General features: G+C 53.5%; 21 protein-coding genes. 7 read left to right on the top strand and 14 right to left on the bottom strand.

Going from position 1 to position 25380, the window contains the following annotated elements; genetic code table 11:
• Window positions 1-60: 60 nt before the first annotated feature.
• The 7 genes from L3K52_13080 to L3K52_13050 all read right to left on the bottom strand — a co-directional run bounded on the left by L3K52_13080 (window position 61) and on the right by L3K52_13050 (window position 13146).
• Window positions 61-1704: an SWIM zinc finger domain-containing protein gene (locus L3K52_13080; protein UOG91131.1), complete on the bottom strand. Its 1644-nt coding sequence runs from the start codon at window positions 1702-1704 to the stop codon at window positions 61-63.
• Window positions 1704-5186, bottom strand: coding sequence for a hypothetical protein (locus tag L3K52_13075; GenBank protein UOG91130.1), 3483 nt, complete (start codon window positions 5184-5186; stop codon window positions 1704-1706). The genes L3K52_13080 and L3K52_13075 overlap by 1 nt, the downstream gene beginning before the upstream one ends.
• Complete coding sequence (locus L3K52_13070; protein ID UOG91129.1) at window positions 5183-6742, bottom strand: reverse transcriptase family protein; 1560 nt, start codon at window positions 6740-6742, stop codon at window positions 5183-5185. Before L3K52_13070 ends, L3K52_13075 begins: the two co-directional genes overlap by 4 nt.
• A gap of 323 nt (window positions 6743-7065) precedes the next feature.
• Window positions 7066-8304, bottom strand: coding sequence for an ATP-binding protein (locus L3K52_13065; GenBank protein ID UOG91128.1), 1239 nt, complete (start codon window positions 8302-8304; stop codon window positions 7066-7068).
• 54 nt (window positions 8305-8358) lie between these two features.
• Window positions 8359-9540: an alanine--glyoxylate aminotransferase family protein gene (locus tag L3K52_13060; protein UOG91127.1), complete on the bottom strand. Its 1182-nt coding sequence runs from the start codon at window positions 9538-9540 to the stop codon at window positions 8359-8361.
• A gap of 80 nt (window positions 9541-9620) precedes the next feature.
• Window positions 9621-10952, bottom strand: a complete 1332-nt coding sequence (locus L3K52_13055) for a hypothetical protein (GenBank protein UOG91126.1) — start codon at window positions 10950-10952, stop codon at window positions 9621-9623.
• Window positions 10945-13146 carry a hypothetical protein gene (locus tag L3K52_13050; protein ID UOG91125.1) on the bottom strand — a complete coding sequence of 734 codons (2202 nt, stop codon included), beginning with the start codon at window positions 13144-13146 and terminating at the stop codon, window positions 10945-10947. The genes L3K52_13055 and L3K52_13050 overlap by 8 nt, the downstream gene beginning before the upstream one ends.
• Before the next feature lie 108 nt (window positions 13147-13254).
• Here L3K52_13050 and L3K52_13045 point away from each other — a divergent pair, with 108 nt between their 5' ends.
• Window positions 13255-14013, top strand: coding sequence for an IclR family transcriptional regulator (locus tag L3K52_13045; protein UOG91124.1), 759 nt, complete (start codon window positions 13255-13257; stop codon window positions 14011-14013).
• A gap of 13 nt (window positions 14014-14026) precedes the next feature.
• Here the strand turns inward: L3K52_13045 and L3K52_13040 are convergent, their stop codons facing one another.
• From L3K52_13040 to L3K52_13010, 7 genes are all read right to left on the bottom strand, one after another.
• Complete coding sequence (locus L3K52_13040) at window positions 14027-14509, bottom strand: DUF3368 domain-containing protein (protein ID UOG91123.1); 483 nt, start codon at window positions 14507-14509, stop codon at window positions 14027-14029.
• Window positions 14510-14514: 5 nt separating this feature from the next.
• Window positions 14515-14844, bottom strand: coding sequence for a UPF0175 family protein (locus tag L3K52_13035; protein ID UOG91122.1), 330 nt, complete (start codon window positions 14842-14844; stop codon window positions 14515-14517).
• Between the two features lie 71 nt (window positions 14845-14915).
• Window positions 14916-15869 (bottom strand): HpcH/HpaI aldolase/citrate lyase family protein, encoded by a 954-nt coding sequence (locus L3K52_13030; GenBank protein ID UOG91121.1) that lies wholly within the window; start codon window positions 15867-15869, stop codon window positions 14916-14918.
• On the bottom strand, window positions 15866-16939 hold the full coding sequence (locus tag L3K52_13025) for a cysteine protease StiP family protein (protein ID UOG91120.1): 1074 nt from the start codon (window positions 16937-16939) through the stop codon (window positions 15866-15868). The genes L3K52_13030 and L3K52_13025 overlap by 4 nt, the downstream gene beginning before the upstream one ends.
• Window positions 16936-17670: a hypothetical protein gene (locus L3K52_13020; GenBank protein ID UOG91119.1), complete on the bottom strand. Its 735-nt coding sequence runs from the start codon at window positions 17668-17670 to the stop codon at window positions 16936-16938. Before L3K52_13020 ends, L3K52_13025 begins: the two co-directional genes overlap by 4 nt.
• Window positions 17667-18773 carry a phosphoribosyltransferase family protein gene (locus L3K52_13015; protein UOG91118.1) on the bottom strand — a complete coding sequence of 369 codons (1107 nt, stop codon included), beginning with the start codon at window positions 18771-18773 and terminating at the stop codon, window positions 17667-17669. The genes L3K52_13020 and L3K52_13015 overlap by 4 nt, the downstream gene beginning before the upstream one ends.
• A 21-nt stretch (window positions 18774-18794) precedes the next feature.
• Window positions 18795-19928: a trypsin-like peptidase domain-containing protein gene (locus tag L3K52_13010; GenBank protein ID UOG91117.1), complete on the bottom strand. Its 1134-nt coding sequence runs from the start codon at window positions 19926-19928 to the stop codon at window positions 18795-18797.
• Window positions 19929-20062: 134 nt separating this feature from the next.
• On the opposite strand from L3K52_13010, the gene L3K52_13005 reads away from it, so the two are divergent.
• From L3K52_13005 to L3K52_12980, 6 genes are all read left to right on the top strand, one after another.
• Window positions 20063-21088: an ATP-grasp domain-containing protein gene (locus L3K52_13005; protein ID UOG91116.1), complete on the top strand. Its 1026-nt coding sequence runs from the start codon at window positions 20063-20065 to the stop codon at window positions 21086-21088.
• Window positions 21089-21179: 91 nt separating this feature from the next.
• The gene (locus L3K52_13000) at window positions 21180-21779 is read left to right on the top strand and encodes a TerD family protein (GenBank protein ID UOG91115.1); all 600 of its coding nucleotides are present in this window, start codon (window positions 21180-21182) and stop codon (window positions 21777-21779) included.
• 10 nt (window positions 21780-21789) lie between these two features.
• Window positions 21790-23007, top strand: a complete 1218-nt coding sequence (locus L3K52_12995; GenBank protein UOG91114.1) for a TerD domain-containing protein — start codon at window positions 21790-21792, stop codon at window positions 23005-23007.
• Between the two features lie 24 nt (window positions 23008-23031).
• On the top strand, window positions 23032-23610 hold the full coding sequence (locus L3K52_12990; protein UOG91113.1) for a TerD family protein: 579 nt from the start codon (window positions 23032-23034) through the stop codon (window positions 23608-23610).
• A gap of 37 nt (window positions 23611-23647) precedes the next feature.
• Window positions 23648-24226, top strand: coding sequence for a TerD family protein (locus L3K52_12985; GenBank protein UOG91112.1), 579 nt, complete (start codon window positions 23648-23650; stop codon window positions 24224-24226).
• A gap of 95 nt (window positions 24227-24321) precedes the next feature.
• Entirely contained in the window at window positions 24322-25362 is a 1041-nt protein-coding gene (locus tag L3K52_12980) for a DUF475 domain-containing protein (GenBank protein ID UOG91111.1), read from the top strand.
• Window positions 25363-25380 lie beyond the last annotated feature (18 nt).

Below are 25380 nucleotides of genomic sequence, written 5' to 3'. Positions count from 1 at the left end.
TTACGATGATTGAATTGTAGAGGCTCTTGGTTTCGATTACGCATAAACCCCAGTGTTTTACTAGGAATTGGTATTGTGCGTTCCTAACCGCACCGCCAACATATGCTCACACGGCCCTTGATTCAGCTTGTTCTGAATATAAAAGTGGCAAGAACACTTCGCTTCCACCAAGCGCATATCCGCATCCAGCGTAATCTCTGGCTGGTAAGTATGCGCGTTATCAATCACTTCGCCGCGCACTAACTGCCGTCCATTCTGCTGCGCTTCCCGCGCCACCACCATCACCAATCCCGCCTTACGGAAATTATCCGCCCGCGCTTCGCGTTCATTGCTGAAACGCAGCTTATCCATCGGTAACGGGTCTTTGCTGAGTTCGCGGATGCGGTACACATCTTTATCCATGTCGTACAACACCCGCCCGTATTGCGAATAAATCCCCAACGCCGATTTCACCGTCAACTCATCCAACCCCAGCCGCAACGCCAGCGACGTGGCGCTTTCCTGCCAAGTAGTCTGCAACGCCGCAAACACGCGCTCGGCAGTCACGCTATCCACTTCACCACGCGGAGCCATCAGGTCGAAATTGCCCATCCGCGAAAAATCATTGGCACTCCAGCCCGACAAGCCCAAGGTAAACGTCATGTACTCCATTTCCGCCACCCAAAAGCTCGGCAAACCCGAACCCAGCAAACTCACGCGGAAATGCTTCACAATCGGTAACAAACGTTCCAGAATGAACAAGCGCCTCCGTCCCCAAATCCGCACTTCCTGCGCCGCATTGCCCGTGTAAACACTGCGCGGACAGATCAAAGTTTCGCCCCACGGATCAAACTTTACCTGAATCGGCTGATCCGGTGTCAGGCAAAATCGCAAGGAACGTGGCCCGGTTTTTTCCTTATGCCGCTTCAAAAACAGCAAGATATTGTACATATCCATTGGGTGCAGATTGAATGTTGTAAAGGGCAAACTCATCGCCGAACTGACTTGCAGAAAACCGCGCACCCAACTATCTGGCAGGTCGATTTTCTCCTCCTTAAAGTCATCACTCAGATTAGTTTTCACCTCAAATCCCGACGGATCAATCACAAATTCGGTGCGCTTGTAATCACGGATTTTCTGGAATTCCTGATACAACTCGTGCGAATAGTCGATATTGGTCGTGCCGTAAGCGTGTTCGCGCACATTCTGAAACACTTCGTAGCGGCAGCTCAGTTTGCCGTAACTGGATTCGTCCTGCGAAAAGCATTCAAAGAAAAGGCTGTCGGGGTGAACCGTGATCACCGGATCAAGCACAAACCACGCATCCATATCGTTCTTGTACAAATACTGGAAATACTTGGAACGCGCTGTATAAAACGGCGATAAAACCGCACTTTCGGCGTGTTGCACTTCGCGCATTTGCTGACGTAATTCATCCAGTTGCGCTTTGATTTGCCCATGCTTCGCCATCGCTTCCGCTAAAAACACATCCTCTTGCGTTTTCAACCACGCTTTGTAATCGGATTTGTCCTTGGGCTGGAACGCCATATCCGACACCACTACTTGATGCAGCGCGGACATGGCTTCGCGGAAGGGGATATGTTGCCCCAAATCCGCTGCAAAAAACGTCGGGTTGCGCAGCGCATCCGGCACAAAGGACATATTCGTTTCACGGCTATTTGTCGATACTTGCGAGTTGCCGTTATATTTTCTGGAAAACTCCATCAGAAAGCCCTCACTGCGGGTGCGATCACGTGCACTGGCGTTTGTTGGATGCCGTAGCGGTTTTGCAATTCAAACAAGGTCTTGATGTAACGCGCTTTATCGGCAATCACGCGGCTCAGGGATTGGTCGGTGAACAAGGTCGCCACCATACGAGCGACTTGCTCATCCTTGCCGGATTCGGTGAACAGAAAGGCAATCACGCGATCTTTGACCAAACGCCCACGATTGACTTGTGACAGCACGGTATTGAAATAGCCTTGCAACTGGAGGATGGTGTCGGGCTTGTCGCTGGCGTATTGCTGCAAGAAATTCGACACGAACAACTGCACGTTATTGGCAGGGTGTTGGCTCAGTTGCAGCAAATAGTGTTCGCCTTCGCCGTGTTCAAAGCCGCGCAATACCAGTTCGCGCCCAAATTGCTGCACATCGTGGTAAACCTGATCACAGACCGCAACCACGCGCTCGCTTGTCCAAAAGTCAGCCTCAAACGTAGCAAATAGGGCAATCGCTTGGGCGCGGGTATCATCCCAACGGTTATCCAAAATCCGTACCGCTTCTGCAAATTGTTCCGTCACCCGCGTGGCATCCGCTTGCAATGCTGCCATTGCCCACGCTCGTACTTGCAAGGTGGGGATTTTAGTCAGCATCGTCAACTGCTTAATCGAAAACGCGCTGGCAGAGTGTGCGGGTAAGATCAATGCCCCGGCACGTTCCGCCAATTTGCTTTTCGCTGTCAGTAACCGCCACAGCAAGTTCTGGTCAATCTCTGCGTGAATCGGTGCAACCGCTTGCACAATCACCAGCATATCGTCGCTGTAACCTTCGACAGGTTCGGCTTTGAACAGCACCGGCAAAATGTGCGCAAAAATGTCTTTCTGGAAAGCCGCATCGTTGACCGCCAACACCGCCAGCCGCGCACCACGGCGCAATTCAGCATTTTCATCGGTCAGCGCATTGAACAGCAGCACGCGGTATTCGCGTTTTTCGGCATCGCTTAATTTGCCAATCAGCGCAATCCCCAAAGCTTGCAACGCAGGTTCGGGGCGAGCCAATAATAGCGGCAACAGCGTATGGTTGTTAGGCATCGCGTACACGTAATTCTTGGCGAACAACTGCACATCATCGTGTGGCGAAAGCAGCAAATCCAACAACAAATCTGGGTTTTTCGCAAAATGCGCCGGGGTCAGATTCGCCAAACCGTGATGACGAATGGCGGCAAAATGCGCATTTAAGAGCGCGAATACCACGTCGGTTTGCTGCAAGCTGTCGCGCAAATGCTCCAACGCCAGCAACGCGGTATTTTCGTAAGGGCGCACCACCAGCTCCAGCCACGTCGCTTGCGTTTGCTCCTGCAAAAATGCGGTTTGTGGTTGCAAGCGACGGTAGGCAAAATCGTTCACCATCGCTGCTTTGCAGTGGCGCAAAATGTAGAGCAAATCCTGACCCGCATACGCCCACAAAGTGGCAAACGCTTCCGGCTGATTGGCTTCGGTGGAACGGTTTTCCTGCAAAAACCATGAACCCTTGTAGTCTTGTTCGTACAAGTGGCTGTGGCGGTGCAGGATGAAATTCATTGCTACCAAATCGGGGAAATGGATTAGTTGTTTTTTTGGGGTACGTTGCGCCACGGATGACGCATCGTCCGCCAATACCAGTATTTCCCGTGCCAGTTGCAGGTAATCGTTGGGCGAAAATTTGCCGAGATTGCGTAAATGGCGCACGGTGCGGCGGCGTAAATAGCGTTTGCTTTGTTGGGTGAAACTGGGATTTTCTTCGCGCCAGCTTTGCCGTCTGCCATCGTCGGGTGTGGTTTCCAGCCGATGATTCAAGATCGCCAGCGCGGTGTGATCGTCCAAAAACTCTGCCATTTTGTAGAGCTTGCGGAAGGAGGCTGTGAATGAGTGATTCACGGGCGCGTTTTGAATGGCGGTGAATGCCGATGCGCGTTTTTCCGGCTGAATGCTGGCAAGCGCGTACAAATTCACGACATGCTGGCTGTAATGTTCCAGCAATTGCTCCTTGGGCTGGAGGGCTTCTTGGCGCAAATCGACGAAGCGGTCTTGGAACAAGCGGCGCACATGGTATGCCAGCGCGGTGTCGTATTTGCTGCGGATGGCGGGGCTAACGTTGTGTTGATAGCCGTAAAACCAGTTGTCGATATTGAGCGTGGGGACGATGCGTTTGACCACATCATCATACGCTTGATGTGTGTGCAAAATGGCGTAGCAGTGTTGCAAACGATCGGCGGATACGGCTTGCTGGCGTTTGCTTTGCAGCTCGTAGTAGTGAATGACCCGTTGCCACAAGCTGCTGATATTTTTCACTTTGCCGGTAGCTTTCAGGGCATTTTGCAGGTTGCGTTTGGAATCGCCCCACAGGTATTGCACATTGCCTTCGCGGGCGCGGTCAATATTCCAGCTATCGTTTGCCAGCACGGTTTCCAGATTCATGCCTGCCAACAGTTGGGTGTACAGGTCGAAATCGGCTTGGTACTCGTGCTTTTTTTGATCGAGCCGGGCGTTATAGTGGTAGCGCAACACGTCCTGAATTGCGGATTCGAGTTCCGGCGCGGCGGCTTTGTTGGCTTGAATTTGCGCGTAACTGGAGGCATCGACGCGCAGTTGGATGAAATCCTGATCGGCATCCGTCAACACGGTTTGGCTTAAGGCTTGTTCGACAGCGGCAGTCAGTCCTTGCCAGTGCAGCACATGCTGGATGTATGCCCGATCTTCGGTGTTCACACGGTCGAAGGACATCGCGGCGTAGTGATCGAAAGCTTGGATGGCTTCGATGGCTTGCACGGCATCCAACGTTTGGTCGAATTCCGGCAAGCAACTTTCCGGTGGTTGCCCCACTTGCAAACACGCAAATTGATAGAGATGCGCGGGGATTTTGTCTTGGAGCTGCTGCAATACGGCGAACGCGGCAGGGTCACGGGTGCGCCCCGCTGCCCATGCGATGCTGTAATACGTCATCGCGTCGTCTTTGGCTTTGGCAGGCAGATTGGCGAGCAGGGCTTGCAGTGCGGCGGTCAGGTCGGGAATGCGCAATTCACCCGCTTTCCACACGCTGCGGCTCAGGCGGTAGCCGTCAATCGTAATCGTGTCGCTCTCGGCGAATTTTTGCAGACGTTCGAGAATTTGCTGGTTGCGGCTTTGGGCTTTTTTGCCTTTGCGGGGCGCGGCGGCAGGTTGCGCGGCAGCACTTGCGCCGATGGTTTCGCCCGTTACGGGGTTGTAGCCCATCAGCACTTGGTAGCCTTTATTCATCTTGCTAACCAGCAGGCTATCGGCGACTTTTTTGGCTTTGGCAGAATCCACGGGCGCGGCGGTTTTGCTGCCTTCGGTCAACGGTTTACCGGAACGTCCGTAGCGGAAATTCACCAGATAGCTATCATCGGCGGCTTCCACAATGTCAACTTCGTACACTTTGTCGGATGTGCCATCCTGAAAGCGTAGGGTAGTACGGCGAATCAGTTTCATGATTTACCTCCGATGATTTGTTGGACTTCGATAAGCACGTCGCGGTGTTGAATCGTGTCATCCAGCGTCGGCGTTGGTTTGACGGACGCAACCTGCATGGATTCCAGCGGTAACTTGCCTTGTGCGGCACGTTCACGGAATTGCGTGTTAGTAAACTTCATCGCCACGTTGGGTTTGCCGTGTTTTTGCTGGATGGCGGCAATCTGTTCCAGAAACCGGCTGCCTTTTTCGGGGTTCACCATGCGCACGTAATGCGCGTAACTTTTGATGCTTGCCAGAATGTTGTAACTGTTGCCCCAGCTTTTATCGCCGTAGCCGTCTTTGTCGATCTGGAACAGCAGGGCGCGGAATTGCTTGAGCTTTTTGTTATCGACCGACAGGTGTTGGTTGACCACAATGCCAGTGACTTCCTGCTTGCTGCCCTGTTTCATGATGCGGGTTTTGTCGGGGTGGACGTTGAAACCTTCCGCTGTCACCGTGGCTTTTGCACCGTATAACAAGGCGGGAACGGCGGCAGTATCCGTACCAGAAAACGTCAAGTCATCGGCGTAACGGGTGTAGGCAAAACCGTGTTTGGTCGCCAAGCCTTGCAAGCGTTTGTCCAGCGTGCGGCAAATCACGTTACTCAAGGCGGGGCTGGTGGGTGCGCCTTGTGGCAAGCGGCGGCTAGTGCTGTTGAGGTAATAACGTTGCTCATCCATTTCCACCGTTTGCGTATCGGCTTCAGAACACAGCAACGCGAGCAGGGACGCGACCTCGTTATTGTAGCCAAGTTGCGCAAACGTGCCTTTGATTCGCGGGTAAGTGACGGTGGGGAAAAAGTCTTTCAGATCCATATTGATCACGACTTTTTGCGCCAGATGCGGCTGGGCATTGCTGACAATGCTGCGCCCGGTGACGAAACCGTGCGCTTGTTCGGTGAGTTCCAGCGGTTGCAGAATAGTGTCCAACACCCAGTATTGCAGACGTTTCAAACGCGGCATCGGCGCGGAAATCAGGCGCGTACCGCCGGACTTTTTCTGCATCGCAAAATGTTGGTAGTGGCACACCCGCGAGACTTGATTGCTGTAGGTCAGAAAGCGCAATTCGTTGAGGGTAATGCCCATGCCTGCGGCGAGTTCGGCGGCGTTGGAATAGACAGGTAAACCTAGACTGTTGAGGCGTTCGGCATCCGAGAGATCATCAGCGGCAGAGGGTTTGAATCCGGCAGCGTCACCGAGGTAATGGATGTGATTTTGCTGTTTTTCGTGCCAAGCCTGTGCGCGTTGGTAACGCTCGACTTCGCGTTTGACCTTGGTATCAATGCGTTGCTGACGCGCCGCTGCCATGCGTTCTTGGTGGATGGCTTTGAGGGCAGCTTTGGGGTCGGTAATTTGCGACGCTAAGGCATTGATTTGGCGTTGCAAATCACCACGGCGTTTGATCAGGGATGCTGCCAGCGTCGGCTGTGCGTCTTCCTTCCAGTAGCCCAAGCGTTGCATCTCACTGAGGATGTATTCATCCTTGGAGGTTTCTTTAATCTTGTCGTAGAGTTGCTGGCGGGTGAGTTGGCTCATGCAAATCCCTGATTTTCTGTTATTTTTAATGAAATAGCCGACACGAAGTCGGCTATTGGGCAGTAAATACCTTCGTTCATCCAGAAGATCAGCTTGCTACACTCGATGCGGGGACGACTAGTAGTGCGATATTGGTTTCCTAGAAACGCAATGCAATTCGCACTACTAGTCAGTCCCCGCCCTAGTAAAGAGCAAGCTGATGTCGCTTTGACAGGCTTTTTGCGCGAACAGCGATCCACTGTTCAACAGGCAAGGGTTCATTTACTGTGGGATTAGATTAGTAAATTTTATTTGTGGCGTCAAATTTGGGCGGATAAGCGGGCTTACAAACACTGCACGGGTATTTGCACGATTTTATCCGTCAGTAGCTCTACCCGTTTGCCCCGATTGATCACAATACCGTAGCGGCTATTGGTATCGGTCAAAAAGTTTTCTAAGCCGCGTAAGGCGCGTGGTTGAATGGTGGCGTTTAGTTTGACTTCCACCGGAATAGTGCCGAAATCACCTTCAATCACCAAATCGACTTCCGATTTATCAATGGTGCGGTAGTAACTGAATTCCAGCCGTGTTGCTAGGGTTGTTTGTAGACCGCGAATCAATTCTTCAGTCACAAAACTTTCAAACGAAAACCCTGCGACGGGGTGTAACAACAGTTGATCGAGGTTGTTGATTCTGAGCAGGTGGTGCAATAAGCCGGAATCGCTGAAAAATCCTTTGTTAGCTTTCTGCACTCTTTTGAGCGGGTTATTGGTGTACGGTTCTAGGTTGCGCCACAGAAAGGTCTGGTGAACGATGTCCAAATAATCTTTAACGGTGGAAACACTGACCTCCAGTACCCGCGCCATATCGCTCATATTGAGTTGATGTCCCGAATATTGCGCCAGCAGCGTGAGAAAACGCCGGTAATTATGGATATTCAGGCGCGGAAACAAGCCCCTAATGTCACGGTTGAGATAGTCGGCAATGTAGTTATCCATCCACTGCTTGTAAAAGGTGGGGATGGTTGCGCTGAGTGTCAGCGGTTCGGGGTAGCCACCTTGCAGCCAAATCGCCATGCTCTGTTCGAGTGTCAGGGCAGGGGTAAGGGATTGGAAATCGCGTAGCTGGGTCTGCTCATTGATCAACAACTCATACAAACTCGACAAGGGCTTTGCGTAATATTCTGTCTGTTTGAACGGTGACATTTCCACCGTCGCAATCCGTCCCGCGAGACTTTCGGTGATGCCTTTCACGATGGAAGGCGAGCTAGAGCCTGTCAGTAAAAACCGTCCTTTGGTGTGACGGTCGCTGTCGATAACGCCGCGTAAGACGTTGAACACATCAGGATATTGTTGCGCTTCATCGATGATCAGGTGTTGGCTGTTGAGCGCGAAAAAGCTGACGGGATCACGGCTGATTAGTTGGTAATCGTCAGGACTTTCCAGGTCGTAATATTTCCAGTCGGGGCGTACTTGTTTGACCAGCGTAGATTTGCCGCACTGACGTGAGCCGATAAGTGCAACCACCGGGAACATTGCCAGTAGTTGCTCGATTTTCGTGTGGAGATGGCGAATTTTATCCATGATATTTATATGCTACTCGTAAATATCATGGATTACAATGAAGTGTGCTTAGTCTTACTGCGCAAAAGCCTGCTTCGCCGCCCGCACTGCGACACCGCTATTAATCTGCGCATTCATCCCCGACAACACCGCATCCAACGCGCCCAAACAATTCAGCACATTCTTCTCATTGCTGGCAAAGCCCATCAAGCCGATGCGCCAGATTTTGCCTGCCAATGCGCCCAAACCTGCGCCGATTTCCAGACTGTAATCGTTGAGCAACGCGGTACGCACCGCCGCCTCATCCACACCTTCCGGCAGCGTGACAGAGTTCAGTTGTGGCAAGCGGTAAGCCTCATCCACCACAAACCGCAAGCCCATTGCTTCGATCCCCGCTTTCAAGGCTTGATGGTTACGCGCATGACGCGCCCATGAATTTTCCAAGCCTTCTTCCTGCAACATCACCAACGATTCGTGCAGCGCGTACAGGGTGTTCACCGCTGCGGTGTGGTGGTAAGCGCGTTTGCCCGTGCCGCCCCAGTAAGCCATGACCAGATTCATGTCCATGAACCAGCTTTGCACCGGAGTTTTGCGGTTTTTAATGCGTTCAATCGCCCGTTCACCGAAACTTACCGGGGAAATGCCGGGGACGCACGACAAGCATTTTTGCGTACCGGAATAAATCGCGTCGATTTCCCACTCATCCACTTTCAGCGGCGTGCCTGCCAGTGAAGTCACCGCATCCACGATGGTCAAGCAACCGTAATCGTGTGCCAATTTCACCAGCGTTTGTGCGTCCGATTGCGCCCCCGTGGAGGTTTCGGCGTGGACAAACGCCACGACTTTCGCATCAGGATTGGCTTTCAATGCCGCTTCCACTTTGTTCGGGTCAACCGGCTTGCCCCAGTCATCCATCACCATGATCGCGGTTGCGCCGCAACGCTCGACGTTTTCCTTCATGCGTCCGCCGAACACACCGTTTTGGCAAACGATTACCTTATCACCCGGCTCGACCAGATTCACAAAGCAGGTTTCCATGCCCGCAGAACCGGGCGCAGACACCGCCATTGTCAGCGCGTTTTTGGTTTGGAAAGCGTATTGCAGCATCGCTTTCACTTCATCCATCATGCCCACGAACATCGGGTCAAGATGCCCCAGCGTCGGGCGAGCCATTGCCCCCAGAACACGCGGGCTAACGTCGGAAGGGCCAGGCCCCATGAGAGTGCGAACAGGCGGGTGGAAAGATTTCACGGTCATGCGTCTAGGTTCTCTACTGAATGAGGTAAAACCCCAATCATACTATGGAAAAATAACAGGGCAAATGTAGGGTAATCACGTTACGAAGCACTTAGCAAGCCATACACCTCCGCCAACGCCTCATCCCCCCCCACATTGCCGGGGAAAATCACCACCGGCAATTGGGGAAAACGCGGATGATCATCGGGGCAGATCACTACCGAACACCCCGCCCGAATCTGCCCCAACACCCGCGCAGTACGCAACGCCAGCCCTTTGCTCAAGGTATCGTTCGAGGTAATCCCGCCCTTGCTGATTAAAAAGCCAATGTCCCTAGGCAAGTGTTGTACCAACCGCACCAAAAACGCCGCTACCCGATCCCCAAACGCCAACCGTTCGGCTTTACTGGCAAACTGCTTTTCGCCACGACTGGTGTACAACACCACGCCACGATTCTGCTGATTCGCCGCCTGCAACTGCGCTTGCAAATCCGCAAATAAAGCGGCCTCATCCGCCACCAGTTGCTCAAGGTCGATATGCAGCGGCAATACATCGGTATGCGCCAGCAAATACTGCAATTGCAGCGTCGATTTACCCACATGCGACCCCATCAGGATCACGCCTGCCTTGCCATTGCGCACAAATTGCGCCATTGCCGCCGGAGCAACAGGTTGCGGGGGCAGGGCGGCAAACGCGGTCAGCAAACTCGCGGCACTGCGAAACAGAAACCGCTTGCCCGTCTGTGCCGCCGCCAACACTTGCTGCGCAAATTGATCCAAGTCGCTTTGCTGCTCGGCATCCACCACGCAACACACATTATCGTGTAACGCCTGCAACCGTTCCCCCAATAATGCACCGCGCACGTCTTGCAAATCGAAGCGTTGCACCACGCTGGCGGGAATGCGCCCACCCGTTTTTTCCGCGACATAATCCGGCAAAAAGGCGGTGCTGAACCCAAACACCGAATCCTTGGCAAACTCGGTGTCATGCACGGGGACAGGTTCGCCATCCACCAGCAAATAATGCGTGCCGTCACGGGTAATGCGCCCGCCTTCAAAAAACGCAGGGACAAGGAAATGCGCATCAAACGGCCCCAGTTCCGCCGCAATCACATCGGTTTCCACCGGATAATGCCCGCGCAAGGTCGAATCCGACCGGCTGACCACCACGGGTTGAATCGTCACACCCGCGGCCGCTGCTTGCGCCAAGGCTTCCCGCAAGTTGATGCAAATTTCCCGCGTCACGCTTGCAGCACTCGCCGCATCCATCCCGCGTGTATTGCTCAGCACGAAAAACAGCGGTGCATCATCGTGCAAGGCTTCCAGCAAAGTGGCGACATCCCAGCGGGTGAGCAGCAGGCAACTGTGTACCGTTTGCGAACCCGTCGGGTCGTCGTCGATGGCAATGATTTTGGTGAGTGCGGTGTTATTCATGCGCCTCACCTACCATGCCGAGCGCACACGCGGTGAGCTTATCCGCCGTAATGCCGTTATAAGCCATGAGTTCGTTGGCACTGGCGGTGGTTTCGCCCCGTTGCCAGCCGAACAGGTCACGCTTGGGCGCACGGCTGCGTAACAACACGGATTCGAGCGCAATCGTTCCGCCGCCGCTAACCCCGATCAGCGCATCGCCATCAAACAGCCCGTGGAAATCGGTATCGCTCATGAATGCGCCATCCGCCTCGGAACTGTGTTGCCAAGCGACATCGGCAGCCCGGTACAAGCGGCGCGGATTGGCAACGCACACAATGCGTACCCGATAGCCCGCCGCTTCCAGCTTGTCTTTCGCTTCAAACACCGGCTGGTAAATCATGTCACCCGTGACCGCAAACACGATGGTTTCCCAACTGCTATCGCGTGATTCGTACAGTGTGACCGCGCCTTGCTCAATTGCGGCGTTGGCTTGCGACGGTGTGGTGTAAACCGTCAGCGGCGATTTGGAGGCAATAATGCTGATGTTTTTATTGACCTGTTCCACCGCCCAGCCGTAAGCGGCTTGGATCATATTGGCATCCGCCGGATACAGCAGGTACACATTGCCGTTGCGCATTTGCCCGCCGATGTAGTTTTCGATTTCGGGGCGTTGGTGCGTCCAACCGTTGCGCCCTTGCTCCAACGCACCAGCGGTAAACATGGTCACGACGGCGGGGGTTTTGCGGCGCAATTCTGCCATTGCCTGCCCCACGGTTTGCACGATCGGCCAGCCGTTGATGGCGAAACTTTCATACGACAACCACAGCGAACGCCCGCCAAACAGCGCCAAGGCAGCGGCGAATCCGGCGCAAGCGTCTTCGTTGAGCGGTTCGTACACTTGCCCCGTCGGGCTTTGGTTGTAGAGCGGGTCAACGGTCGGGTGGCGGATTTTCAAGACATCGTTGATGATTTTCATATTCGAGGCTTCGTTGCCATCGGCATTGGTAACGACGAACAGCGGGTCACGCTTGCCCAGTTCCGCAACCATCTGCCCCATCGCAGTCGCGGGCACGGCTTTATCACCGACCGCGAAATCTTGCCGGGGCAAGTTGCTGGCATCCGGCAGGGTGCGTTCAAATTCGGTCACGACTGTGCGGCTGGCAGAACCGCCACCGGCACGTTGCAGGGTGGTGCGTACCAATTCCCACGCAGCAGGGGTGAGTGCGCCTTTTTCCAAGGCGGCTGCAATCGCGGGTTTCTGCACTGTGTCACCGGGGTAAAGGTTGTGCGATTTTGCGCCGTGGATGTGAATCCCTGAACCTTTGATTTGCTTGATAATCAGCACCGACATTGTGCCGTTCATGGCGCTATCGGCGGCGGCTTTTGCGCCTTCCAAAACTGCACGGGTGAAGGCAGTCCGCGCCGCATCGCTGAACAGGGTGCTATCCACATACGCGCCTTCCTGCCCTGCGTCGTCGAAATCTTTCGCGTCGATCAGCACCACGTTGCCGAAATCGTGCGCTTTCCAGTAGTCCCGCATTTGCGCATTGCTCATCAGCGACACCATCGAATGGTGTTCCTGACTGAAACCGTTCCACACCAAGACCGGCAAGAAATTGGTGACATCGGGGTAGCTGGTGTGGAAGTGCTTGAATGCCGACAAAATGTACGGTTCGCCCAAACCGCCATCGCCGATGGTGCAGGGGAACAACTTGTCACGGTTCAAATACGCGCCTGCCATTGCAAAATGTTGCCCTTGACCCAAAGGGCCAGCGGGAGCGAGCAAGCCCGGAATTGCGCCGGATAAATGCCCCAACAAGCCGTCGCGTTCGCGGAAACGTGCTTGCAAATCGTTCATGGTATGAATGCCCATGTCTGCCAGCGAGCCGTCGAGGAACATCGCGCTGTAGAAACCGGGCGCGTGATGCCCCACTTCCGTGACGATATTGGTATGCCCCAACAGCACCAACGCCGCGTAAGCATCGGCAGAACTGGCAAAGCCGCCGGGATGCCCGGATTCTTTCGAGGCGCACAATTGCAGCGTGGTATAGCGCAAGGCATCCACGATTAAGCGGCATTGGTAAACGGCTTGGTCGTTGATTTCGGTGATCGCGGTTTGATCGGCAGCAATCGCGGAACTCGCGCCGTATTGCGTGAACGCGCTGGATGGTGCGCCGAAATGCAAGATGCCTTCGCAGAAAGTGGGTGCAGTCATGGTCGTGTCTCCTGAATGTGTTGCTATGGGCTAACAATAAGCGTCCTTGTGATTTATCGCAATACGGTATGGTTTCCACATTGTGGGAAATTGTTCTATACTGTTGCCATGAAAGCAGAAACCGACACCACCCGCATCCAAGTCATCGACCGCGCCGCCGCGTTGCTCGATGCTATCGCCCGTTACCCTGAACCGATCAGCCTGAAAGTGTTGAGTGCGGAAACCGGGTTACACACCTCCACCGCACACCGCATCCTCAGTTCCCTGATCGACAACCGCTTTGTGGAACGTGATCCGGCGGGGCGTTACCGGCTGGGGATTCACCTGTTGCAATTGGGGGTGCGTTTGCACAATAAGATCGACTTGCGTTCGGTGGCGTTGCCCTACATGGAATCCTTGCGCGATCAATTGAACGAGTCGGTCAACCTCACGTTGCGTGAAGGTGACGTGGTGGTGTACATCGAAAAAGCCACGCCGAACCGCATGATGCATGTGCAACAAGTGGTCGGCAGCCGTGCGCCGTTGCACGTTACCGCCGTCGGCAAGCTGATGTTGGGGGTGGGCAGTGATGACGATATTCGCAGCTACGCGCAGCGCACCAATTTACCTGCGTATACCCGCAACACGTTATCGAGCTTGCCGCAATTGTTGGGCGTTTGCCAGCAAGCGGCGCAACAGGGTTACGCGCTGGATAATGAAGAGGCAGAAATCGGGGTGGGGTGCATTGGCGTGCTGATTTATGACAGCACGGGTCGGGCGGTGGCGGGCTTGTCGGTATCTGCGCCGATGGAACGGCGGCAGATGGCGTGGGTGGAGGCGGTGCAGGCGGCGGGCAAGGCGATTTCGGCGCAGTTGGGGGGCGGATAATAAACTTTTCGTTTCAACTTTCAAGCAGGAGTCGTTTCAAATCCACACTCATGCGAAATTCTGCTTTTTCCAAGTCTGCCAAAATATCCGGGATTTGTTGACTGGAAATATAACCTTGGTGTTTCAGCGCACCCAATACGCCGACTAACCCCGTGATGTGCAAACCCATAAGTGTTGCCATTTTGCGCCCTGCTTTTTCATCAATGAGCAAAGGCAGTTTGAGTTGATCCGCCAGTAAGATCGCTTCTGATTCGCCAGGGTCAAGTTGCAATAACAATACTGCCAGCCGTTGATCTGTTTGTAACGCCGTGGTGCGAATAAAGCCTGCTTGTTGCAAACTAAACCAAATGGAATCCGGCATTTCACCACGTTCTACTTCTTGTGCCACTATCGGCGGGACAACAATATGGGTGAATAATTTCGTCAGTAATTCAATACGCCCGATATTCAACAGCGTGATTAACGGCGAGCTATCCGCAACAATTAAAGCTGGCATACGGGTTAAGCTTTTAGCAAAAAGTCGATTTCTGCGGTGACTTCATCCGCAGGATAATCAATCATGGGAAGCCCCATGCGTGCCAAAACATGCCGTAACTCGCGTTTATCCATTTGCAGCAGTTCCGCCATTTTTCCCAAGGATATGTCACCGTTACGCCATGCTTGCAGCGCGGTGGCTTTGGTCAAGCCTATCTGTAAGTTTTCATCGGTCAATGGCACAGCAACGCCAATGGGTTTGCCGTGTTTGGTGATGAAAACATATTCATTTTGTTCGAGTGAGTGCGTTAGGCTGGCGGGATTATTCCGCAGTTCACGGATAGCGATAGCGTGCATGGTCAGATACCTCTGTACTACGTTATGCAGGTACAGATAATACTATGCTGAAACAGCGCATAAGTGAACTGTTAATACAACGCCACACACTCTTTCTCCATCCCCTCATCCACCGCCACCGCGTGCAAATGGCAGCCAAAATGCTTGGCACGTTCCATCACTTGCACCGCCCAATGGTGATGCGTCGCTGGTTCGCACATCGCGCCTTCAAACTGGAACACCGCAGGCATGGCATCATCCAAAATCCGCAACGCCGCTTCGTAATCCCGGCTATCGACTTTCAACGCCTGATGGATCACCGCAATCTGGCTGGGGTGAATCACCGTTTTGCCCACCAAACCGTGCAGCAAATCGCGCTGGAATTCGGCTTGCAAAATGGTGTGATCCTGAAAATATTCAAACACGGGCGCAGTCAGATGAAAACCTGCCGGAACAAAATGCGTCACCAGCATCGCCACCACATACCCCAACGGGCCATCGTACAAAGTATGGGCATGGTGAGTTCGCAAACGCAAACACGACAGTAAATCGTTGCCGCCAATCCGCAACGCCAATATCCGCGATTTAATCCCGTCATCTTGCAAACGTTCGCACAATTCGCGTACTGCCAGCACATCCAATACTTGCGCCGTTTCCAGGGTGGGCATAAACAGCAAATGCGCGGGCGCAGCTTGCACCACGGCATACCACGCCGCAAACGATTGATTATCAAACTTGGGCAGCACAAAGCCGTCAATGCACTCAATGCCTTGCATCGCCAATAGCTTGTGCGCCATCTGGGGATGACGCGGGCGAATAAATACCAGCGGTACGCCGCGCTCTTGCCCGCGCAGTTCGTGCAAACAGTGTTGCAGGTTAGTCAAGCTGGCGGCGACTTCATCTTCACGCACCGCGTCTTCGAGGCAAATCACCATCGAGCGCAGATCGGGGATTTTCTGCCGCAAAATCACCTCCAGCAAATCGGGGCGTGTTGCTGGCATGTATAAGGTTGCGCCTAACTGGTAAGGAGAAATTCGTGTGGTCATGTGGTCTTCTTGATTATGGTTATCGCACGGTATGGCGCAAGCCCATCCCCAACCGCTTGCAGGGGAATCCCCCGCGCTTCGGCAAGATGGCGTAATAAGCGGATATTCGGGTCATCGAGGCGCTGCACCAGAATGTGTTCTGGCACGCGCCGCATGACCGCACGGGTGGCTTCCGCAATCCCCGGTTTCAAGCGATTAAGGTTGGTAATGTCATAGGTTTCAACCAGTTGTGCAATCGTGGTTTGCGATTGCGCCAGCAGGGTGTGGCGCAACGCATCTGACCAATCCGCTGCACTGACACCTTGCTGAAGACGACGGCAAGCATCCACCGTATCGACAAACCATTGGCTAACATCGTATTCCGCCAAATGCGTGTAATTGACACAAGCGTGCCAGCCGCCATCCTCGCGTAAAATCGAGCGCGACACCAAGCCGGAAACAGTCGAGCCTAAAACGCCAAACGGAATCAGCCAATCTTCGCCGGATGCTGCCAGCCACGCTTTGCCGGTCGGGTCAGCCAACACCACCAAGGGAATGTCGCCATCAGGGTAACGTTTGCCCAATGAGCGTTGTAATTCGCCATGAATTGCGCCTTTGCCGACCCAGCCATCGACCCACACCAGATCGGCGAACGCATGGCGTTGCTCAATCCAGTCCACCGCCGCTTGGTCTATGCCTTTGTCACGCACAATGCTGATGCCGTAATGCTCGCTTTCCACCCCCAATTCGCGCAAAGCTCGTACCAGCAATACGCCCAACGGCACACCTGCCCGCACGAAACTGACCAGCACAATCGGGCGGTTTGGGCGACGTTGCTGCAAGGCCAGTGCCAAGGCTTGCACTTCGCGGGCAAGGCGTTCCAGCCCATCCTCCAGTGCTTGCTCGAACAAGGCTTGATGCGCGTCGGAGGGCGGCGATTCCAGCGTCAGCATTTCGGAATAATGGCGTTGCCCACTTTGAATCAGGCGTTCCTTTTCCTCCACGGGCGTAGTTTCCATCACGATTTGCCGCAACAAAAACGTGACATCGCTGGCAGCATACGAGCCGTGAAAACCGTGGGTTGCGCTCATGGTAATTGCCTGCAAATTTGCGTGTTGGGCGGAAACGCGGCGAAGTCACACAAGCGCATGAAGCCCAAATCGGACACGCTATCACCCATGCCGAATACCGGAGTGCGCCCGTGTTCAGCCGTATGCCGCCGCAGAATTTCTGCCGCCGCTGCGCGTTTATTGACGAAATCGGGCAGCAGCGCCAAGTTGTTGCCATTCATGTGGGTGTAGAAGCCTTGCAAGTTAAGGGTTTCACGTAAGCTGTGCAGCAGTTGCTGGAGGTCTGTCACGCTGGCGGTATTGCTTTTGACCACCAGATACGCCGCGCTGTCTTCTACCGATTCCAGCCAGCCGCGTAAAGATAACCCTAGCGTTTCACCGATTTGCAGCGCGGTTGCCAACATGTCTGGTAGGCGGTCTTGGTAAGCGGCAAGTTGCGGCTGGATGTGTGAATGCCAGTCGGGGTCAAGCGTGCCATCCGCTTGCAGAATCGCCGCGCCGTGAACGCACACCGCGCCGTGCTGGAAAGGCAGATGGACACGTTTGAAAGAGGCAATTCCCCGTGCAGTGACCGGAATCACGGTCATGCAGTCCAGCGCCCAGTGGATGAAATCGTGTTGCCAAGGGTGCATAAAGCTACTGCTGTCGTTGGTTTTGCCTTGCGCGGCGGGGATTTTATCCGCATCCACTGGCATTTTGCGGGCAGTCTGGAACAGCGTGTCATCCAAATCGGTGAGTAATAAAGGCTTCACGGGTAGAACTCCACACAGGTTGGGTTCAAGATGCTGATCAGCGCTTTATCGAGCAAATGCGCGGGCGGTTCGCTGCACAGCAGGATGCGGTCGTAGTCGGTTGGCACGACGTTGTAGAGGAAGTTGGGGATGCCTTGCCCGTAATTGTCGTGCAAGCAATAGCGGTGTTGGATACTGTGACCCAAGGCAATTGGTGAACGGGTGGTCGCGCTGAAATGTACCGTCGCGCCTTGTTGTTCGAGGTATTCCGCCAGTAGGTACGGAGGCCAAACAAATTCGCCTGTGCCGAGGACGAGGATACGTTCGCCGGGAGTGACGTTCAGTTGCTGTGCAATCGGGGTAAGCAGATGTTGGCGCATACCCAACCGTCCCCAATCATTGGCAGGGTTCGCGTGCCATTCGCCCGTGCCCAAAACATCGACTTGCGGCATTTCCGGCGGGGGCGCATCGTTGGCTTGCCAGTCCCAATGTCCTGATAGCAGTGAAACGGCAATAGCGCGTTCGCCTAAACGTTCGGCGGCAGCACCGCCCGACCAGTCGGTGAGGGTGGCAGCAACGATGTGTTCAAACTGATCCAGCCCGGCGCGTTGCAAGGCTTCCAGCAAATTGGCGAAGGTTTTGCCGGTGGAGGCTTCGTCATCGACCAACACCAAGCTACGTGCCGTGCGTAGCAATTCGACATCGGCAGCGTGTTGCGGCAGATGCAGTACTTGCTGGGTGGCGTGGCTGTGTTCTTCGCGGAATTCGACCAGAATCGGCAAGTCCAGCGGGTGGCGCGTGGTGCAAAGGTATAGCGTGTCGTCACGGCTGCGGCTGAGGGCTTGTTGCACACCCGCACCCATAGCAATCGCGGTTTCTGCCATGCCGATGACCACGACTGGCCCCGGCAAGTCAGCGGGGATTTGCGCGGCAAGCGTATCCGTGGCGTTGCGCATGACGGCTGGTGATACCGGAATGTGCCTGCCCAACACTTTAGAGACAAACAGAAAAGCGCGTTTCGGGTTGCGGCGTTGCGCAAAGCCGAAGAGTTCATCCGGCGAATGTGTGCCAGATTCGATAGTCAGGTTGAGCGTGCCCTGTTCGAGGGCGACATTGATTTGCATGAAACATCCGTTGGTAGTTATTTAGCTGGCGCATTCTACACGCCAGATGGCGTTTTGGGTTTGCGTCACCATTTGCGCGGCTGACAGCGTTTGCGCACTGCTTTGTAGCTGGTATTGAATATTAGCCGCTTCCATTAATGCAATCGCCAAACTGTGACGGATGGCAAAATTCATGTTCTGCGCGTGCGTAAACGTGGACGACACCACGCCCAACACTGCGCCCGTTTCATCCAGCAAGGGACTGCCGCTGGAACCGGGTTGTATCGGTGCGGTGAATTGCAAGAGGCGAATGTCGTTGTGCGCTCCGAATAAGCCGGAAATAACCCCTTGTGTGACTTGAATGCCGCTGCCCATCAAACTTGCCAGCGGATAGCCCAGCGTGGTGATGCTTTGCGCCAAACCGACACCGCTGCTGCGAAACGGGAGTGGTTGTAGGTGACTCGGTGTTGCTACCCGCAACAATGCCAGATCGTTGGTACTGTCGCTGATAATCGGTTCAGCATCGAGATTGCCTTGCAGCGAACTCAGGCGGATACGGCTTGCGCCGTCTGCCACATGTGCGTTGGTCATGAAGACATTCGGAGCAACCAGAAACGCTGTGCCTGTCCAGTTACCGGACTGACGTTCGGGGTTGTTTGGGGTGTTGAAGGGTGAGCTTTCATCCACCTCCATGCCCATTCTGCGCCCTAGTGCGGCAAGCCCATACGCGGAGGTTTCTGCCAGAGCGCGTACTTTCCATTGCCCCGCTCGCTGGTAAAATTCGGCGGCAATCAGCGCGGAGGCTTGCATGTCCCCCAAAGCAATGCTGTGGCTGAAAACGTCATCCATTTGCACACTGACATTGCTGCCAACATTCAGCGGCCCGCGTGCGCCGTAGCGGTACAGCACTAGGCACAAGCGCGTAATGTTGGGATTGGATAGCACGCTGGTATCCAGTGTCAGGGCGTAGCTCGTGCCTGCGTCATTCAGCTTGGCGCTTGCCCATTCGGTGGCATTGGCATGGGCTAATTGCGGGGGAATGACTAACTGTTTGGCTTCATTCACCGGCAACACTGCCAGCCCTAAATCGTGGCGGATGTCGTGCGGAAAGGTGAGGGCGACTGTCCAGCGGTTGCCGGTCAGTGGCAGGTTTGCTCCTAGGGGTAAATTCATCATAATTATTGTTACCGAGCTGGATGATTATGGGCAGTATGATAGCAAGAATTTGGGTGAAAATGCCTGAATTTATTGCGGAGAATCGGGCATACTAGCGCCTGTCACCATTACTACAATTCTAAACAGGGCATACCATGCGCATTTGGTTCAATAAAACATTTTCCAGCATTAACACGGTGTTTAACAACATGCGTCAGGCGCGTGTGGGGCAAGGCGTTACCGTGATTTCAACGCACACGAATCCGGCAGCTTCAGTATTTTTGGCTGCGGATGAAGCATGGCACGAGCCGCCCGGCTTGGTGGGTGCAGCTTATTTGGATTGGTGCTTGAATTTTTGCCAGCAGCAGCGCATTGATTACTTCTGGCCCGCTAAAGAATCCGTATTGCTGGTGCGCCATCGAGCGGATTTCGCGCAAATCGGCACACAAGTTATCGCAGTGGCTACCCCCGAAACGCTGACCTTGTTGAATGACAAAGGGGAATTTTACCGCTTAGTGCCGCCAACAGTGGCGTCTGCAATGGCGTGCATTGCGGTGACGGATGCCAACAGTTTTGATCAGGCGGTAGCGGAACTCTCGCAACACCACACGGCTTTGTGCATAAAACCGGCGGTATCGGTGTTTGGTTTGGGCTTCCGTATTTTGGATACGCAGCGCGACAGCATTACGCATTTGTTGGAAGGGGTCGAATACGAAATCCCGCTGGCGGAATTACGCGCAGGCATGGCACACACCCCAACATTTCCCACCTTGTTGGTGATGGAACATTTGCCGGGTGATGAATGGAGTGTGGATTGTGCGGGGCGTGACGGGCAATTGTTATGCGCGATTCAACGCCGAAAGCACCCGCAAGCCGGTTACGGGCAGGAAATCGACAATAACGCGGCGGTGCAAGGCATGGTTGAGCGTTTGACCGCGCATTACTGCTTGAATGGTTTGTTCAATATTCAGTTCAAGGCCAATGCATTGGGCGAACCACGTTTGCTAGAAATTAACCCGCGCCCTGCCGGTGGTTTCGGCTTGGCATGTCTGGCGGGCGTTAATCTGGCGGAAGTTTTCCTGCAAAGTTTGCGCGGGGAAACGCCGGTCATCGCCCCATTGCGCTACGGTTTGCGGGTGGCAGAAATCAGTACGCCGGTGGTATTGCAACCGTTAAGCTGAAATAACCTGACAATTCTGGGTGAGTGTTGCCTGCCTTTGGGCGACTCTCTAAGATGTGATGACTTGATAATACAAAAGGATGGAGATTCTCATGGCTGTAAGTTTAAGCAAAGGTCAACGCATTTCGCTGGAAAAAACCGGCGGCGGTGGCTTGAGTAAAGTACGTATGGGCTTGGGCTGGGATCCGGCAGAAGCACCGAAAAAAAGCGGTTTCTTCGGTAGCATGTTTGGCGGCGGCGCGGCGGCAGACATTGACTTGGACGCTTCCTGCCTGTTGCTGGATGCACAAAAAAACCTGCTGGATGTGGTGTGGTTCCGCCAATTGCAAAGCCGCGACGGTTCAATCAAGCATTCCGGCGACAATCTGACGGGCGAAGGTTCGGGCGATGATGAAGTGATTTTCGTCGATTTGACCCGTTTACCGGGGAATGTGGCGTATCTGGCGTTCACGGTCTGCTCGTTCCGTGGGCAAACCTTCAATGAAGTTGGAGGCGCATTCTGCCGTTTGGTGGATGACAGCAATAACACCGAAATGGCGAAATTCAACCTGTCCGACAAAGGCGCACACACCGGCGTAGTCATGGCGATTGTGAGCCGTAACGGTGCAGGTTGGGAGATGAAAGCAGTCGGCACACCGACGGCTGGCGCAGTCGCCAACGACATGATGCCTGCGGTATTGGCAGCACTCTAGGAGTAACGCGATGTCAGTGACCCAACTGGTGGCTGGGGCAAATTGCCCGGTACCGCGTGAAAAACTGCACGTTGAAGTCCTGCTATCGCCTGCCCAAGTCAGTGGGGCAGAGGTGGATATTTCCGCCTTTGTCTTAACGGCTACCGGCAAAGTGCGCGGCGATGATGACATGGTGTTTTACGGGCAACCGCGCCCCGGTAATGGCAGTGTGGCGTTTGTCGGCAACAGTGCCGGTCGTGCTGAATTCGCCGTTGACCTGCCGAATGTATTGGCAGGCACCGAAAAAATAGCCTTCACCGCCACCATTCACGAAAACCGCACCAATTTCGGCGCATTCACCAATTTGCAAGTCACCGTGAAAAACGCGGCGGGGCAGGCGGTATTGCAAGCCACTTTGCCCGCTAATGGCAGGGTTGAATCCGCGCTGATTCTGGGCGAATTGTACCTGCGCCAAGGGCAGTGGAAATTCCGCGCCGTTGGGCAAGGTTTCGCGGGTGGTTTAAAGCCCTTAGCGGAACATTTCGGGGTAGAAATCAGTGACCCCACACCAGCGGCAGCACCGCCAGTAACACCTCCGCCTGCACCCACGAAAAAGCCTATTTCCCTGAGCAAAGTGACGCTGGATAAAGCCAAACCGCGTGTCAGTCTGGAAAAGAAAACCGAAGGCTTCGGCGAAATCCGCATCAACCTGAACTGGAATCGTGGTCAAGCACCGGCTGCGAAAAGTGGCGGTTTGCTGGGCGGCTTATTCGGCGGCGGTAGCAATAAAGGCATGGATCTGGATGTCGGTTGTTTGTACGAACAGCGCGACGGCACGATTAGCGCGATTCAAGCCCTCGGCAACCGCTTTGGTTCGTTCCGCTCTGACCCGTTTATCGAGTTGAAAGGCGATGACCGCACGGGCGCGATCAGTGAAGGTGAATGGCTGCACATTAACGGGCAACAGTGGCAAACCTTTAAGCGGGTTCTGGTGTACGCCTTTATCTACGAAGGTGCGCCGAACTGGGCACAAACCGATGGTGTCGTCACTATTTATGTGCCGAATGAACCCCCGTTAGAAATTCGCTTGACCGAAGGCAGCAATTCACTGGGCATGTGTGCGGTGTTGGTGTTGGAAAATGTCAATGGTGCCTTGCAGGTTAATCGCGAAGTGCGTTATTTCAAAGGGCATCAGGAAATGGATCAAGCCTATCATTGGGGTTTAAACTGGCGGGCAGGTTCAAAATAAGTGTTAAAATAAAAGGAATGTGAGATGGCTTTAAGTTTACAAAAAGGCGGCAATCTTTCTTTAAGCAAAACCGATCCCAGTTTAACCAAAATTCTTATTGGTTTGGGGTGGGATGAGCGCAGTACCGATGGCGCAGGTTTCGACCTTGATGCCAGTGCATTTTTGCTGACCGCGAGCGGTAAAGTGCGCGGCGATGCGGATTTTATTTTTTACAATCAACTGAAATCCACCGACGGTTCCGTTGAACACACGGGCGATAATCGTACCGGGCAAGGTGATGGCGATGATGAATCCATGAGAGTGGATTTGAGCAAAGTGCCTGCCGACATTACCAAGGTGGCGTTTACTGTGACGATTCACGATGCCGAAGCGCGTCGGCAGAATTTCGGTCAAGTCGCCAATGCGTTTATTCGTGTGGTTAATGATGTTACCGGCACGGAAATCGTGCGTTACGATTTGGCAGAAGATTATTCCACTGAAACCGCGATGGTGTTCGGTGAGTTGTACCGCAACAACGAGGAATGGAAATTTCGTGCCGTTGGGCAAGGTTATGCGGGCGGTTTAAAGGCCATGTGTGACCAATACGGCATTAGCATTGGTTAAGTTTTTTATTCAATGATTAAGATAATGGAGTTTTACAATGGCTGTTAGTTTACAAAAAGGTGGCAACGTTTCGTTAACCAAAGAAGCCCCCGGTTTGACCGGCGTATTGGTAGGTTTGGGTTGGGATACCCGTGCGACCGATGGCGCTGGTTTTGACTTGGATGCCTCCGCATTTATGTTAGGCGAAGACGGTAAAGTGTTGTCGGATGACTCGTTTATTTTCTACAACAATAAGAAATCCGCGTGCGGCAACGTCGAACATCTGGGTGATAACAAAACCGGCGAAGGCGAGGGCGATGACGAACAAGTGAAGCTGAACCTTGCAGGCATGGGTGAAAATGTTAAGAAATTGGTATTCGCTGTGACTATCCATGATGCAGAAGCCCGCAAACAAAACTTTGGGCAAGTCAGCAATGCGTATATCCGCTTGGTGAACGCTGCGGATAATACTGAAATTGCGCGTTACGACCTGTCTGAAGATGCCAGCGTGGAAACGGCTATGTTGTTTGGCGAAGTGTATCGTCACAATGCTGAGTGGAAATTCAAAGCGGTCGGTCAAGGTTTTGCGGGTGGTTTAGGCCCGATGGCTGCCTCTATGGGCGTTAATCTTGGCTAAATACGGTCAGGCATGGTTCGCCATGCACGTATGATTTGACAGGCATCTCGTTGCAGATGCCTGTTTTGTTTGTTCTTAACTAAAGTATTAACCTTATGTTTCAGGATTTTAAATATTCGTTTTTAGTCACCTTCCTCTGTGTGGGTTTGGCGATTTGGTGGGGTGCGACCACTTCGATGGGCATAGCTACGGCCATTTTCTTGGTGGTGGTGTTAGGCGTCATGGAAGTGAGCCTGTCTTTTGATAATGCGGTGGTGAATGCTTCTGTCCTCAGGGAGATGGATGAAAAATGGCAACAGCTATTTTTAACCGTCGGTATTCTGATTGCGGTATTCGGGATGCGTTTAGTGTTCCCGATTGTGATTGTGGCGGTGGCGACGGGGCTAGGTACGATTGATGTCATGAGCATGGCGTTGAATAATCCAGAGGAATATTCCCGCCATTTGATGGAAAGCCATGCGGGTATTGCGGCGTTTGGTGGCATGTTCTTGTTGTTGGTGTTCCTGAGCTTTATGTTCGACAACGAAAAGGATGTTCACTGGATTCATGCCATCGAAGAACGCATGAGTGCGATGGGCAAGCTCGACGTGATTAGCGTGCTATTGTCGTTGATCGTGTTGTTCTTATTGCAGCATTTCCTGCCGATTGATGATAAAACCCGTTTAACCGTATTGGTGGCGGGTTTGGCTGGCGTGGTGTTATACATTGCGGTCAGTAGTTTAGACGTGTTTTTTGAAGACGAAGCGGAAGGTGAAGCGGTTGTCAACAGTGTTAAACGTAACGGTTTGGCAGGCTTTTTATACCTTGAAGTATTGGATGCATCCTTCTCATTTGACGGCGTAATTGGCGCGTTTGCGATCACCAAAGATGTCGTCATTATTATGTTGGGTCTGGCGATTGGCGCAATGTTTGTGCGCTCTCTGACTGTGCATTTGGTACACAAAGGCACCTTGGACGAATACATTTATCTGGAACACGGTGCGCATTACGGTATCGGTGCGTTGGCGGTGATTATGCTGTTTAGTATTCACTACCATATTCCCGAAGTGATTACTGGCTTGATCGGCGTGACGTTTATTGTGTTGTCGATTGTGTCTTCACTGCGTCACAAAAAGAAATTATTGGCGGAAGCCTAACTTGTAAGGAGATTATTC

Source organism: Candidatus Thiothrix sulfatifontis, from assembly GCA_022828425.1.
GTDB lineage: Bacteria > Pseudomonadota > Gammaproteobacteria > Thiotrichales > Thiotrichaceae > Thiothrix > Thiothrix sulfatifontis.
The sequence above is the reverse complement of the archived record's forward strand: the minus strand, read 5'-3'. Positions and strand labels throughout refer to the sequence as shown.

Excerpts from the sequence above, each read along its gene's own strand:
- L3K52_13075 (UOG91130.1), bottom strand. The coding sequence starts at position 5,186 with ATGAAACTGATTCGCCGTACTACCCTACGCTTTCAGGATGGCACATCC.
- L3K52_13010 (UOG91117.1), bottom strand. The coding sequence starts at position 19,928 with ATGATGAATTTACCCCTAGGAGCAAACCTGCCACTGACCGGCAACCGC.
- L3K52_13050 (UOG91125.1), bottom strand. The coding sequence starts at position 13,146 with ATGACTGCACCCACTTTCTGCGAAGGCATCTTGCATTTCGGCGCACCA.
- L3K52_12995 (UOG91114.1), top strand. The coding sequence starts at position 21,790 with ATGTCAGTGACCCAACTGGTGGCTGGGGCAAATTGCCCGGTACCGCGT.
- L3K52_13080 (UOG91131.1), bottom strand. The coding sequence starts at position 1,704 with ATGGAGTTTTCCAGAAAATATAACGGCAACTCGCAAGTATCGACAAAT.
- L3K52_13025 (UOG91120.1), bottom strand. The coding sequence starts at position 16,939 with ATGAGCGCAACCCACGGTTTTCACGGCTCGTATGCTGCCAGCGATGTC.
- L3K52_13030 (UOG91121.1), bottom strand. The coding sequence starts at position 15,869 with ATGACCACACGAATTTCTCCTTACCAGTTAGGCGCAACCTTATACATG.
- L3K52_13070 (UOG91129.1), bottom strand. The coding sequence starts at position 6,742 with ATGAGCCAACTCACCCGCCAGCAACTCTACGACAAGATTAAAGAAACC.
- L3K52_13045 (UOG91124.1), top strand. The coding sequence starts at position 13,255 with ATGAAAGCAGAAACCGACACCACCCGCATCCAAGTCATCGACCGCGCC.
- L3K52_12985 (UOG91112.1), top strand. The coding sequence starts at position 23,648 with ATGGCTGTTAGTTTACAAAAAGGTGGCAACGTTTCGTTAACCAAAGAA.
- L3K52_13055 (UOG91126.1), bottom strand. The coding sequence starts at position 10,952 with ATGAATAACACCGCACTCACCAAAATCATTGCCATCGACGACGACCCG.
- L3K52_12990 (UOG91113.1), top strand. The coding sequence starts at position 23,032 with ATGGCTTTAAGTTTACAAAAAGGCGGCAATCTTTCTTTAAGCAAAACC.
- L3K52_13015 (UOG91118.1), bottom strand. The coding sequence starts at position 18,773 with ATGCAAATCAATGTCGCCCTCGAACAGGGCACGCTCAACCTGACTATC.
- L3K52_13035 (UOG91122.1), bottom strand. The coding sequence starts at position 14,844 with ATGCACGCTATCGCTATCCGTGAACTGCGGAATAATCCCGCCAGCCTA.
- L3K52_13060 (UOG91127.1), bottom strand. The coding sequence starts at position 9,540 with ATGACCGTGAAATCTTTCCACCCGCCTGTTCGCACTCTCATGGGGCCT.
- L3K52_13005 (UOG91116.1), top strand. The coding sequence starts at position 20,063 with ATGCGCATTTGGTTCAATAAAACATTTTCCAGCATTAACACGGTGTTT.
- L3K52_13040 (UOG91123.1), bottom strand. The coding sequence starts at position 14,509 with ATGCCAGCTTTAATTGTTGCGGATAGCTCGCCGTTAATCACGCTGTTG.
- L3K52_12980 (UOG91111.1), top strand. The coding sequence starts at position 24,322 with ATGTTTCAGGATTTTAAATATTCGTTTTTAGTCACCTTCCTCTGTGTG.
- L3K52_13000 (UOG91115.1), top strand. The coding sequence starts at position 21,180 with ATGGCTGTAAGTTTAAGCAAAGGTCAACGCATTTCGCTGGAAAAAACC.
- L3K52_13065 (UOG91128.1), bottom strand. The coding sequence starts at position 8,304 with ATGGATAAAATTCGCCATCTCCACACGAAAATCGAGCAACTACTGGCA.